Below are 13,261 nucleotides of genomic sequence, written 5' to 3'. Positions count from 1 at the left end.
ATTGAGGTATATCTTTAGAAACTGGCGCACTTGAGCAACCAGTAATTAACAGGATTCCAAATATGGACAAAATAGAACGTTTCAAAGTGTGTTTCCTAATTAAAAATTATAACGCCCAATTAAGTTGTGAGCAACGCTACCACCACACCCAAACACTTCACCGTAATCACCAAACCAGTTGAAACCGAAAGTGCCGAGCGTTGCGAATCAGCTTGAATTGCTTGTTAGCTGCTGATTGCTATCGAGGTGGTTTTGTACCTAGCAAATCAAACTCAAACAATAAACCAACCATAAAACCATTAGACTGAATATCTATTGCGCCCACAACTTTTTGGCCATTCGCTTCTTCCGCTTGTATAACTACAACACTTCTCTTTTCACCTGTTTCTAAGTTAGTGTGGAAAGCATACTGGGGAATTTCAATAGGTATAGGGCTCCCTATACTTTTCCCTTCTGATTGAAGTAAAAACACCGCAGATCCATCACCAACATCTTTCTCGTTCGCGACCCTATCAGACACATACTTTATCGAAGTTAAGTCTGGCCACATTGTAATGTTTCCTCCATACGCTTCTACTGCAACCAAAAGAACTAAAATACTGAAATAATTTTTCATAGTTATAACCATCCAGCTAACGCCCTGTTAAGGTGTGAGCAACGCAATACCGATGCTCCCGCATGCCATCTTAATCACTAGACGCAACGCATAGCAAAAATGCCACGCGTTGCGAATCACTCTTAAACAGTTTGTTATGTTCGTAACTGCTTGAAGTACCAATCAGCTTGCTCCCACTCTAGATCTTGTTCCATGTGCCAATCAAATTGTCGCGGATAACGATAATGGTCAACTATGTACTGAAGATGTTGATGCGCAACTTCAGGGTCATATACTCGCCATACTACGCGACGAGTGTTATTCCATGTTTCTCTCACAAGAAAGAGCGCGTTACCACCCGCTTTAATCTCTTCGTCCAATTGATCACAAAATGGGTCAACGATAGCTTGCTCATCTTCCGAAGGCATTCCATGCTCGGCTAAGTCATCAAAATCAATTATTACAGAAAGATGCCAGCCAAAAATTTCGCGATGCTCAAAACCAATGAGTCCAGAGTTCAACATGCCAACGCATGGTAAATCATCTTTTTTCCACTCAAGTAAAGTATAAGATTCTTCAGGAAGAACTATCCGGACTTCGTTTTCTTTCGGTGCTTTATCTTTATTACTGCCAAATATTTTCCCGAACATGAAACTCCTCCTAGAACATAACGCCGCATTAAGGTGCGAACAACGCTAAATCTCCAAACCCAAACCACTCCACCTTAAACACTAAAGCTAAATTTAAACTGAAATCGCCAAGCGTTGCGAGTCACTCTTAAATGCCTTGTTATAACCGCCTTTCCATACGTATAAGACCCCAAACCTCACCGTCAAAAGACCTAGTATCATTTTCAATTGATGTCACTGAAAAACCCAACGATTCATAGCAATTTTTAGCTACCACATTTCGTTCAAATACCGCCAGAGACAACAAATTAGCCTTGAACTCTTCTTTCGCTAGGGCGATTAACTGGCCAAGCATCAACTTGGAGACTCCTTGCCCTCTATAGCTACCTGAGACAAATACACGACAAATTCTGAAGTGTGATTCAGATACCTTGAAGAGTTCAACATAACCAGCATTCTGACCTGAAACAACAAAGACAAAAGGAAAAACTTCTGGTTGAGAACAATGCTTACTAATTTGAACTGAAGTCAATGGAAACTCGAAGTTCGGACCACCCCATTGATAATTTAATTCATCTGAATCAATCCAACCAATAAGCAAGTCATAGTCTTCCTTTTCAAAAGCTCTAAGTTCCATTTTTCCCTCTTAGGTTATAACGCCAAATTAAGGTGTGAACAACGCTGACACATTGTGCCATAAACACTAAACTGGCTTGAAGTGAGGGCGCCAAGCGTTGTGAATCACTCTTAAATTTATTGTTATGTATGTACTAACACTGAACAGTGAAGTTAGAGTTTTCTTTTGAAATAAGCTTAATAGATAATTTAACCTCTTCAGATAACTCCACATACTCTTTTTCAGGTAGGCCCGGCCAAATTTGCTTAGGAAGGTTTGAGAAATAGATACTCTTGGTTAACCCTCCAAGAAGGGTATTGCACTGAGAATCACTAATGTCTTTCGCTTTACCTACCAAGTTACTGACTAGAAGGAGCTTGTTATCAGACTCTTCGACTTCAAACCTTTCAACTTTGAAACTTGTTCCGTCAATTCGCTCATCTTTAAGTTTATCGGTAAACAAATATGCCGACAGCTCTAGCTGCAATTTACCTAAGTCATATTGGCTAGCTGGTACACTCTTGAGACTATCTAAGCTTGCTGCCTGCATACCAAAGCTAATCAGCAGACTAGGCAACAAAAGTAATTTATTCATATTCATACTCCTTATACATACGGAATCATAGTAACTCAATTAAATGCATAAGGAGGTAGAAAATACACAAGTGCGTGATAATGCTCGAAAATACATAACGCCCAATTAAGGGGTGAACAACGCCTCCAGCCACACCTAAAGCATTGTGCCATAAACACTTAATTTGAAGTAGAAGCAAAAATGCCAAGCGTTGTGAATCCCTCTTAAATTGCTTGTTATAAGCACTTTCCATTTTCATAAGCCGATTTAATTTCAGACATATAGGAATCCCAACCTTGCTTAGCAGCTATAAAATCATTGGACGATAATAGCCGATCTAAGCCTGTAGAAACCGTTTCAAAATCATAGAATGGAAACATTATGCGAGAGTCAGAATAACGCTCCACATATGACCAAACTGTTACCAACATTACGAGCGCACTATCTACTTGTGACCATTTTATGGGAACCAATTTCTCATTATGAGCAAGAGATTTATCGCGATACGCCTTTAGTGGTTCAAAAACACTATTAGTATTTTCGGTATCGAACTCAGACAAAAACCTTGTCGACATTTCATTTTTTTCAATTGAGGTCAATAAGTTACGAAGTGTATTTATTTCTTCTTTTCTCGTTTGTCGGTCATATGCTTTCATAATGCTCATTATTATTGAGTATGTTGAGCCTACAATGATGCTTTGGACAAGATATGAACTCTTAATTTTTTCATCAAGAATAGAGTTGATAGATTCAACATAAGCTCGTTGATGAACTGAATGCAAAATTAGATCATCAACACCCAAAGGTTCATCAATTACACCGGGTTCTAAACGCGCTAATTTTGCGCACATATGTACCATATAGTCTCCTGACCTGTGCTTATAACGCCAAATTAAGTAGTGAGCAACGCTACCACCTAGCCTAAACCATTGTGCCGTAAACACTAAAGTTGATTCGAACCAAAAGTGCCAAGCGTTGCGAATCACTCTTAAACAGATTGTTAGGCGAATTTTGCTATAACCCTTGATAAATGGGAGTCTTAAACCAAATTTCACCAAGGTGTGTACTCCACAAATCAAATACATAACCATCTTTTATCCCACCATTTTGTCTCTTTGATGGGTTTATTGAAAAGCCAATTTCTTCTAAATATTTATATTGTAGCTTCATTGCTTCTTGACTTGTTCTTGCCTTTTTAAAGTGAAGCGCTGTTTCCTTTGTTTTTCCGTCACCACTAGCTACAGGTTTTTTTTCAGAAAACACATTTGTTATCTTTGCTCCTTTTTGAAAACATAGCTCAACTAAGTGGTTTACATTCCATGTAATAACTGGATGAAAGATCTTTCTTGTACTAAGGAACTCAAATATAGAGGAACTACACATAATAATACTCTGAATATTTCTTGAATTAAGCCCTTTTTTCTCAATTTGACCTTTTCCTAATTCCCCTGAAGAAACTAAAACATTACTTCCATAGTTAGGATGTACAAATTCACATAGGTAATCGTATGTCTCACTTACATCGAGAACCTCTTTACTTAATTCTTTGATAGCATCGTTAACATGTATGGCCTCATCATCTTTGGACTTCGCTTTATTTTTGCCCTCTCCAGAATATACCCGATTTATAACTTTTTCTGACTTAGATATTATCTTGTCAATTTTTTCGATACTGCCCTGATCTTTCAAATCCTCCAACATCGTTGAGACGTGGTTAACAAGATAGATAAAGACCGCGAGTTGCTCTAATAGTGAGCGTGTATTGTTAGCAAGAGACAACGGATTTTCTGTTTCTATCGCATGTATAATCCCTTGGGCTAAGAGACTGAACTTATAGTTAAATAGCTCTATACAATAAAAAGTATTATCTGCAATGTAATACAATCTTTTTGATACCACATTCAACGGTGGTTTTAGTTTCATTGATTTTTTTTCAACTTGTTTCCTTAGTCCACCGAATCGCTCATCATGATTTCTTAAGAAATCATTTCCCTCTATTTCAGATACGAACTCACGCAAAGTGATTAACGTATTTTCAATGTTTTCCATAAATGATTTATAAACTCCATACTCGTTATTCGCCTAACGCCGCATTAAGGTGCGAACAACGCTAAACACTAAAACCAAGTTTAAACTGAGATCGCTAAGCGTTGTGAGTCACTCTTAAATGCTTTGTTATGTGATTTTTCACCACTGCTCATATTAACCATTTGAATGCACGTTCTAAGAACTTGTCTGTATTTTCTTTGACAATTTCGCCATGAGACATGACTAAAATTTGAGGTTTCCATGCCAGTAGACGATCAAGGTGTTTACGAGCATCCGATTTACCGAACATAAAACTTAGGCGCCAATCTAAAGGCATTTTCCCGTTGGGAGCGAGAATCCCAACACCTTTCGCAACTGCTCTTTGCCAATAATTGAAATCACTACCAGAAAAGTTTTCAACTAAGTCTGTTACTATAAGTACATTAGAAGCTTTATGGAAAAACACGCATTCTTCCATCAATGGTGAACCTGAAAATAATTCTTGATCGATATCTGATCCCCAAGCCCAACTTTGTTGATGGTTCAAAGAACCATTAAAAGATAAATCATTGCGCTTTTTTATAACTTCATTCGTGCCATAGACTTTCGCATTGGGATAAACAGCCAACCACTCAGGCAGGAATAGATGGTGTAAGTGATTAGGCGCTATCAAATATCTCACATTACCTAGACTACTAATTTGATCAATAATCGCTTCTGATAATTCAATCGGGCTGTGAACCCAAAGTTCACCATTAGATAACCGAACAACCGTCATTCGAGTAGAAAAAGGTAACCCTAGAAACTGCACCGGGTTACCGTTGAATATCCAGATATCGTGCGCTAATTTTTCCATGTTTTCCCCAATCACATAACGCCCAATTAAGGGGTGAACAACGCTACCACCTTACCTAACGCATTGTGCCATAAACACTAAACTTGCTTGAAGTGGAAGTGCCGAGCGTTGTGAATCCCTCTTAAATTGCTTGTTATAAAACTTTTTCTACAGCCCCAAGAACTTAAACAACACTTCAATATAGTGGGCAAAATCTGAAAAACGCTCTAGTAAATCCGTCGGTATTTCAATATCTAAGTACGACTCTACCAACCTATCCCAGTTCTCAGTTACAAAGTCTTTGATGGCATCTTTAGCTTCAGATGGAATCTCTTCGACTTTTTCAACTGCATCAATTGCGTCATCAATAGTGACAGTTACCGGCTCTCCGCCTGCGTACACTACTTCACCATTTGTGGTAACAACTTCAACCGTCTTTTTAGTCATGTGAACCCCCTTGTTTTATAACGCCGCATTAAGGTGCGAACGACGCTAAAGCACCTAGCCTAAACCATTACACCTTAAACACTAAAGCCAAGTTTAAACTGAAATCACCAAGCGTTGTGAGTCACTCTTAAATGCTTTGTTAGGCGCTTCACGCAAATAGTTAAAATTGATTTTAGAAAGCACCTTTTGGAAAAGCAAAACGCACGTAAGCCACTGAATTTGATTAAAACCCAAATGCTAAAGCGGCTAAGTTTCTGAAACCCACTGCAACCAAAAAACCAAAGAAATTGGCAAATCAGCGCATAAAAATGGAATTTGAAAAGGCTAACTTTCAGAGCGAAATTTCAGCCAATAAACGCATTTCGAAGACAGGTAAAATTGAAGCGATTTGAGCCCAAGAAACTAACAGAAAGCCGACTAGACAACCGAATGAGGCAACTCACAAACTTTGACATATTTTACGGGTTAAGTGATTCAAGAACTTGGGAAGATAAAGCTAAATTGCCGATAAACTAAGACAAATGACCAAAGAAAAATTAGAGATTTGAACCAAGAAACTTCTTACTGCGCCTAACGCCGCGTTAAGTGGTGAACAACGCCAACCACCAAACCTAAACCATTGTACCTTAAACACTTAAGCTGACTTAAACCAAAACCGCCAAGCGTTGTGAATCCGCCTTAAACGCCTTGTTATGTGAATTTACACAGCGCACAAATGATTTAAAGGAGCCCATGCCAACTCGCTTCCTTCCCCTAACTTTGAGCACCAGATCCAACCATTGAGCTCATATTCCTTAAATAAGGTTTCACCAACTGTAAGCGTATGCTCTTTAGCAATATAGTCTTTAAGAACTGTTACTTGTTCACTATCGATAGCTAGAATTTGCTTTGGAACCCAACCTTCTTTACTTGTTCCGCGACAAAAGACCCAATTAGGCCAATCACCTTCCGGATTTGATTCTTCCACAAACTGCAATTTTTCACCTTTTACTACATGAATAGGTGAGTCTGGTGCATCTTGATATTCTTTAACGACTTGGTATTCCATTTGTTATATTGACTCCATTCACATAACGCCCAGTTAAGTAGTGAGTAACGCACTGACCAAGCCTCTGCAAACCGCCTAAAACACCAAACACGTCGCATAGTAAATTCGCCGAGCGTTACGAATCTGCTTGAACTGTTTGTTATGTTTTACCACAAATACATGATTTACTTGAGAAAGAACTGCCATTTCTCACTGGTTTTCTGAGCTAAACCACAAGGCTAGAACCAAATTGGCCACCAAAGGCGATTAACCTAAAACCAGTAATTCCACTTCCCTACCCAATGAGGCAACCCGACCAAGAAACAACAAGCACCCTATCTTTCCAACCAAAGCGCAAAACAATGCTGAATTGCCGAGGCAACTGCCAAGCCAAAATGCTAATTGGCTTAGAACCTAAAAGCGACTTTGAGCCAGTAAAATGAAAAGCTGACCGCCACGACCTGACAATGAAGCAACCCGCGAACATTGGCATGTTTTACGGGCGGAGTGATTCAAGAACTTAGGCCGACAATGCGGATTTGCTGAGTCTACTAGGGTCGAATTGCTTAAGGGACAAAGAACTAGAGCCTAAGACCGTTAAGCCTTTGAATTTCAAGTAAACATAACGCCCAATTAAGTAGTGAGCAACGCTACCACCCAACCAAACCATTGTGCCGTAAACACTGATGCTGATTCAAACCTAAAATGCAGAGCGTTGCGAATCTGCTTAAATTGTTTGTTAGTTGCCTGCCTTAGGCCTTGGGTTTGAAGCTCATTGACACTTTGCCAACACTCCCCTTTCCTGACTTGATAAGCTCAAATCAGGCGCAGTTTCAAAGCGACTGTCACTGAAACCACTTGGAATTTACAACGCCCCCCGAAAACGGACTTTGAACCCCAAAGAACACCTTTGGAAAGACTAAGTAACAGAGCAGAATTTCAACGAGCAAATTAGTTTCTGAAACAGAAAATCCAGCGAAACACCAACCAAAACAACACTATCACCGATTCGAGAAGCTAGAAGGTGAAACACGAAAACATAGCCCAAAAACACTGAAATTAGCCCTAAACTTGCTGATTTAGTTACTTTTTCCTTCATTGGCAACTAACGCCGCATTAAGTAGTGAACAACGCACCACCACGAAACTTAACTTTGCCACCGTAATCACCAAAGCTCAACCAAACCAAAAATGCCGAGCGTTGTGAATCTGCTTGAATGCTTTGTTATGTGCATTGTTGACTATTCTCTTTCCGATAACCAGACTCTAACATTCTCAGCACTATCTAACTGTTCAAAACAAAATCAAACACTAAGCTTTTGTTATTTATTACTTTTCAAGCTAGCTATATGAGCATGATACTTTTTCTCACGTGACCTCCAAATTATGAAGCTCAACGGAACAGCCCCAACACCTGCCCAAAAACCGCTAATCAAGATTTCGTTAACTTTGTCCCAACCCCAAACAGTTTCAAAAAGAAATATAAGCGCAATACACCGACCTACCATCACACCAATTATCGCAGGAAGTGAGATACGGATAATAAACCTTATATATCCTTTTTCCCGCTCTAACTCCCATTTGGAAAATTCTTTGTCTAGACTCTTCATTATCTCCTCCCTGAGATATTTTGCTGAGCACATAACGCCGCATTAAGGTGTGAGCGACGCTTGGCTATACTTGAGCGAAGCGAAACTGCCAAGCGTTGCGAATCACTCTTAAATGCTTTGTTAAGCATCATTATTCCAACACCCCGAACTTTGGCTATCAAAGAAGTCTATTTCAAAATCTCTACCAAATGTATCGAGTATTATTTCCGAAACTCTACGGCAATATGCTTGATCATTGCCATAAACGGACACTGCAATTCGCTTAACTTTTGAAACTTTAATTCTCTCGATGATATGCACATCATGCTCACCTAAGCCCCACCCATATATCACCAAACTTTTTCCGAGATCTGGCAATACTTCTCTGTATGTAGTGTATAGATAATGACTATTTTGTATCGCTCTAACTTTTTGAGTAGTTACCCCTTCACTTACAAATAGAGGTATATAGTTACCAGTTTCCCACTTACTAAGAATGCTTCTGAGAAGATCGATACTAGAACGACTATCTAATTTAACTTCCTCCTCCACAACATTGCGGGCAAGTGCCAAATTTCCATGAGGATAAAATACAAGTGTGGTACGCCTATCTCTTCGATTCAGAGACTCTCTAAACCTTGACCAATCCTCGTCAAACTCACCGCTTATAAAGCAGTCTTTAAATCGGTGTCCATCGTCAGCACGATTAGATTTCATAATTACCCAGTAAAGTGTTAGGTCGTAATTAAGAGATAAGACCGTTTTAAAGCGACTAAGGAAAGAACCTATTGCATCTAAATCATCTTCAACTTCACTGTATTCAGGGTGTATGCTTCGAACAGCTTCGATCAGACACTGCCTTACATGCTCATACGCTTTTTTTGTTGCTTTATCTTTTATACTGAGCGCCGCATTAACTTTATTGGCTTGCCAAACCAACCGTAATATCAGTTCAAAATCGTCGGTTTCGAAATGCTCAAAGAGTTTTTCGACTTCCTCAGAAAGTAACCCATGCTCAATCGCATGTTCTTTTAAAGAAGCGTAGGAAAATGATCTATTGATGCTAATTGAAGCACCATTGCCTAACAATATTGAATGATTATAGCGCCCTTCAAGATCCGACCAATTATTTATCTCGTAACTCAATATTACCTCCTGATGCTTAACGCCGCATTAAGGTGCGAGCAACGCTAAACTCCCAACCTAAACCACTGCACCTTAAACACTAAAACCAAATTTAAACTGAGATCGCCAAGCGTTGTGAGTCACTCTTAAATGCCTTGTTAGTTGCATATCACACACAAGGTAAGTTGACAGCTAGCTACCACGCAAACGCATATCTTTACCATCTAAACTAATTTTTTCAACATTGTGAAACCAACCATTTAGTGATTTGAACTTAATATTCACATTGCTTCCAGGTTGAAAAAAAGAGAGCGAGTCACGACACAAATAGTCTTTCAAACCGAAATGAAATGTGCCTTGTCTATCACCATTAGATACCGTAAGCGCAACAGATATTTCTGATTTCCCTGTTTCTACACATTCAACGGAGTGCACAGTCCCTGACTTTTTTTAATACACTCACAGCCGTAAATAACCCAATTACTACGATGCAAAAAATTAAGTATGCTCGATTACTCATTTATACACTCTAAAGATTGAAACTAACCATTGTGATTTTCAATGCAACTAACGCCGCATTAAGGTGTGAGCAACGCAGCCACCAAACCTAAACCATTGCGCCATAGACACGAAACCCAACCTTGAACTGAAAATGCCAAGCGTTGGGAATCACTCTTAAATGCTTTGTTAGCTTTGAAGCTTATATTTTCGTCGAACTTCATTAACTAAACGATGCCTTGAACTATTTAGCCTTTCATGTGGGGCAAAAGGTGAACTAGCGTTATCCAATAGGTTAACAAAGTACTCGAGGCGCTTTATTTCGTTACTATCAAGTACATCACGTTCTAACAGGGCTTTGATTTGTTCAACCGCGAATCCTTTCGCTGCTATATCTTCCGGAAGCCCCGTTTGAGTGCAAAGCCCATAAGTGCCTTGTAGAAAATGCTCCCAGTCTTCCATGATTATTTCGTTCAACCCTGGGGTAGCAACCTCACATTTTGAACCTTTTAAAACAGCAAGTGCCCTGCTATAACGATTAGAGAACTCCTCGAATACGCGCTCTTCACTTTTTAATGTGTGAGCTGTACTTAACCAAGAAATATAGCCTTTTGCATAGTACTCCATGAGATAATTCTCACTGTGAGCACCAGTAAATGAACTACAGTTGAGTGCAACATCTAACTTGTATGATGCCAGTGGCATCAGCTTCTCTGTTTGATAAGCTCTAATCTCTTGTTGGTCGATTTTCGTTACGCTCGCCAGTTCTTCCAAAGTAATGAAGTTTTCATTCAAATAGTTAACAAGCATCATAAGAATAATTCCATTATACGCAGCCAAAATACAGACATCACAGTATCATACACTGGAATTAAAATCGTAAATTCTGATAGTTTGCTACTAAAAAGCTAACGCCCTGTTAAGGTGTGAGCAACGCAATATAAAAGCCGCCGCACACCACCTTAAACACTAAAACCAACGCATAGAAAAAATGCCACGCGTTGCGAATCACTCTTGAACAGTTTGTTATATTTGTTTCACGGTCAGTGTTTGAGGTACCAATAATGGTAATCCCTCAACTTGTGGCGAGAATTCATCGTCAAATATGTACCCTAGGTCTTTATCGCCTTCTCCAAATGCCCATAAGAATAGCTCTGCTCCTAGAGCTGATGGCTGACATACAAAACCATCATATTGTGCACCTGAAGCGCGCTTAACCATATGTTCTTTTGGACCATACTGGAAGTCAGGACCGATCAAACCATCATTCTCTAAACCAAACAGAATATGACGTAACAAAGTGCTGGCTTTTCGCCTTTCATCAGGGGTGAACTCCATAGCCTGAGCGAAAAAAGGGTACTCGACATAGATTTCCATTTTAGGTCTATCGTCCATATTGAACTCATACCCCTGCCCTTTAAAAAGGTGTTTGATAGATGAATAGATCAAGTAATGAGTTCGAAGTTGATAAGTTGACATATCGTCCACAATGCGTGCCATTCTGGCACCGCGATCATCACGACCAAACTCAGTTTTTGAAGAAGCAAGCACGCCGCCAAGATATTCGAGTGCAACTTCGTCGTCATTGTATGAACCGTCATTTACGATTGCCTTTAACACTTTTGGAGGCACACTTCCCTCGGCATTTTCCTTGTTACCAAGTTTACTTTCGGCCTTTTGAAAAATACGCCCGACATTTTCAACCCGCTTCTGCGTAAAATCTCTTAAGCCATTGCCTAAATAGTCAGCAGTAGGACCTAATATTTTCTGGATCCCATCTTTGCCGATATAAGCCGCAATTGCTCCGATTCCAACCGTGACCATTGGTTCTGCCATGTAATTATCCACTCCAATAAAACAAAAAATATAACGCCAAATTAAGTAGTGAGCAACGCTACCACCTAACCTAAACCATTGTGCCGTAAACACTAAAGCCGATTCAAACCGAAAGTGCCAAGCGTTGCGAATCTGCTTAAATTTATTGTTATGCGAGTGCCTCCCAAAAACTATCAGACAATTCTGACAACTAAAGTTGTAAAAATACAGCTTCATATGAACAGTGTTTTTTTATAGGGTAAATCCATTGTAAAGGAGCCCCAAATATGAAAAAAATAACTCTACTTTCACTTGCTATCACCTGCCTATTACCAACACTATCCTATGCTCAACCAGTATCAAGTACTGCTGGGCTAAGTTACGAGTTCAGTAACATTAAGGTTGGTAACACTACCGCTCACGTAAATGGCCCAAGATTTCAAGCGTCCTCTGAATTACCTTGGGGAAACATCAAAGGTGCTGCAGCAACGCTGTCAGATGACTCGATCGACTACAGTTATTACACCCTAGCTATAGAAAAGCCAATACCGCTCCAATCTTCTAATTTCTACATTTCACCTGAAGCCGGAATTACATATGCGGATTACTCTGATAACTCATACCACAAATCAGATTTCGGTCCCGAGGTAGGCATGTCTATTGGATACAACGTAAATGAAAAGCTTCAAGTTCAGAGTAACTACAACCACTTGTTTGGGATGAAATCTGGCGAAGTTAACGTAGAGGAAGATAGCGTTAGCTTGGGAGTTAAATACCGCTTTAACTAAAATGTAAAACCCACCTATTGATGGTGGGTTCAACTCGCATAACGCCCAATTAACGTGTGAGCAGCGCAAGCACTGAACCCAAAAACTGCGCCGTAAACACTTAACTCAACCCGAAGTGAGAGCGCTAAGCGTTGCGAATCACTGTTGAATTGTTTGTTATGTTTTACCATAAACACATGATTTACTTGAGAAAGAACTGCTGTTTCTAACTAGTTTTCTGAACTAAACCACAATGTAAGAACCAACTTGGCCGCCAAATGCGACCAACTAGAAACAAGTAATTCCACTTCCCTGCCCAATGAGGCAACCCGACCAAGAAACAACTAGCGCCCTATCTTTCCAACCAAAGCGCAAGACAATGCTGAATTGCCGAGGCAACTGCCAAACTGAAATGCTGATTGGCTCAGAACCTAGAAGCGACTTTAAGCCCGTTAGACAAGAAGCCAACCGCCACAACCTGACAATGAAGCAACCCACGAACATTGGCATGTTTTACGGGCTGAGAGATTCAAGAACTTAGACCGACAATGCGGATTTGCTGAGTCTACTAGGGACGAACTGCCAGAGGGACAAAGAACTAGAGCCTAAGAACTTTAAGCCTTTGAATTTAAATTAAACATAACGCCGCATTAAGGTGCGAACAACGCTAAACACCCGACCTAAACCACTGCACCTTAAACACTAAAGCCAAGTTTA

At 39.8% G+C, this 13,261-nt stretch carries 14 protein-coding genes; 1 reads left to right on the top strand and 13 read right to left on the bottom strand.

The features are described 5' to 3' along the window. Nucleotides 1-238 precede the first annotated feature (238 nt). The 13 genes from ACQEXU_RS21195 to ACQEXU_RS21135 form a co-directional block, all read right to left on the bottom strand. The gene (locus ACQEXU_RS21195; protein WP_206536164.1) at nucleotides 239-616 is read right to left on the bottom strand and encodes a hypothetical protein; all 378 of its coding nucleotides are present in this window, start codon (nucleotides 614-616) and stop codon (nucleotides 239-241) included. A gap of 134 nt (nucleotides 617-750) precedes the next feature. After that, nucleotides 751-1,245, bottom strand: a complete 495-nt coding sequence (locus ACQEXU_RS21190; RefSeq protein ID WP_050903659.1) for a DUF695 domain-containing protein — start codon at nucleotides 1,243-1,245, stop codon at nucleotides 751-753. A 139-nt stretch (nucleotides 1,246-1,384) separates the two neighbouring features. Further along, nucleotides 1,385-1,861 (bottom strand): GNAT family N-acetyltransferase, encoded by a 477-nt coding sequence (locus ACQEXU_RS21185; RefSeq protein ID WP_427012211.1) that lies wholly within the window; start codon nucleotides 1,859-1,861, stop codon nucleotides 1,385-1,387. Between the two features lie 133 nt (nucleotides 1,862-1,994). Next, nucleotides 1,995-2,435: a hypothetical protein gene (locus tag ACQEXU_RS21180; protein WP_427012210.1), complete on the bottom strand. Its 441-nt coding sequence runs from the start codon at nucleotides 2,433-2,435 to the stop codon at nucleotides 1,995-1,997. Nucleotides 2,436-2,650: 215 nt separating this feature from the next. Beyond that, a complete protein-coding gene (locus ACQEXU_RS21175; protein ID WP_427012209.1) occupies nucleotides 2,651-3,274 on the bottom strand; it encodes a hypothetical protein in 624 nt (207 codons plus the stop codon). A 154-nt stretch (nucleotides 3,275-3,428) separates the two neighbouring features. Continuing rightward, entirely contained in the window at nucleotides 3,429-4,463 is a 1,035-nt protein-coding gene (locus ACQEXU_RS21170; protein WP_427012208.1) for a hypothetical protein, read from the bottom strand. A gap of 148 nt (nucleotides 4,464-4,611) precedes the next feature. Beyond that, nucleotides 4,612-5,298 (bottom strand): DUF4336 domain-containing protein, encoded by a 687-nt coding sequence (locus tag ACQEXU_RS21165; RefSeq protein WP_273994135.1) that lies wholly within the window; start codon nucleotides 5,296-5,298, stop codon nucleotides 4,612-4,614. Between the two features lie 147 nt (nucleotides 5,299-5,445). Further along, complete coding sequence (locus tag ACQEXU_RS21160; protein WP_427012207.1) at nucleotides 5,446-5,724, bottom strand: hypothetical protein; 279 nt, start codon at nucleotides 5,722-5,724, stop codon at nucleotides 5,446-5,448. A 700-nt stretch (nucleotides 5,725-6,424) separates the two neighbouring features. Then, on the bottom strand, nucleotides 6,425-6,772 hold the full coding sequence (locus ACQEXU_RS21155) for an SH3 domain-containing protein (protein ID WP_427012206.1): 348 nt from the start codon (nucleotides 6,770-6,772) through the stop codon (nucleotides 6,425-6,427). Nucleotides 6,773-8,072: 1,300 nt separating this feature from the next. Beyond that, a complete protein-coding gene (locus ACQEXU_RS21150) occupies nucleotides 8,073-8,360 on the bottom strand; it encodes a hypothetical protein (protein WP_427012205.1) in 288 nt (95 codons plus the stop codon). Nucleotides 8,361-8,480: 120 nt separating this feature from the next. Next, nucleotides 8,481-9,485, bottom strand: coding sequence for a DUF4917 family protein (locus tag ACQEXU_RS21145; RefSeq protein ID WP_258500420.1), 1,005 nt, complete (start codon nucleotides 9,483-9,485; stop codon nucleotides 8,481-8,483). A gap of 666 nt (nucleotides 9,486-10,151) precedes the next feature. Further along, nucleotides 10,152-10,775 (bottom strand): DUF6058 family natural product biosynthesis protein, encoded by a 624-nt coding sequence (locus ACQEXU_RS21140; RefSeq protein WP_427012204.1) that lies wholly within the window; start codon nucleotides 10,773-10,775, stop codon nucleotides 10,152-10,154. A gap of 213 nt (nucleotides 10,776-10,988) precedes the next feature. Then, nucleotides 10,989-11,798 carry a hypothetical protein gene (locus ACQEXU_RS21135; protein WP_427012203.1) on the bottom strand — a complete coding sequence of 270 codons (810 nt, stop codon included), beginning with the start codon at nucleotides 11,796-11,798 and terminating at the stop codon, nucleotides 10,989-10,991. Nucleotides 11,799-12,064: 266 nt separating this feature from the next. Here ACQEXU_RS21135 and ACQEXU_RS21130 point away from each other — a divergent pair, with 266 nt between their 5' ends. Beyond that, nucleotides 12,065-12,565, top strand: a complete 501-nt coding sequence (locus ACQEXU_RS21130) for an outer membrane beta-barrel protein (protein ID WP_427012202.1) — start codon at nucleotides 12,065-12,067, stop codon at nucleotides 12,563-12,565. Nucleotides 12,566-13,261 lie beyond the last annotated feature (696 nt).

This window comes from Vibrio sp. TRT 21S02 (genome assembly GCF_050113675.1).
In the GTDB taxonomy this organism is placed as follows: domain Bacteria; phylum Pseudomonadota; class Gammaproteobacteria; order Enterobacterales; family Vibrionaceae; genus Vibrio.
The sequence above is the reverse complement of the archived record's forward strand: the minus strand, read 5'-3'. Positions and strand labels throughout refer to the sequence as shown.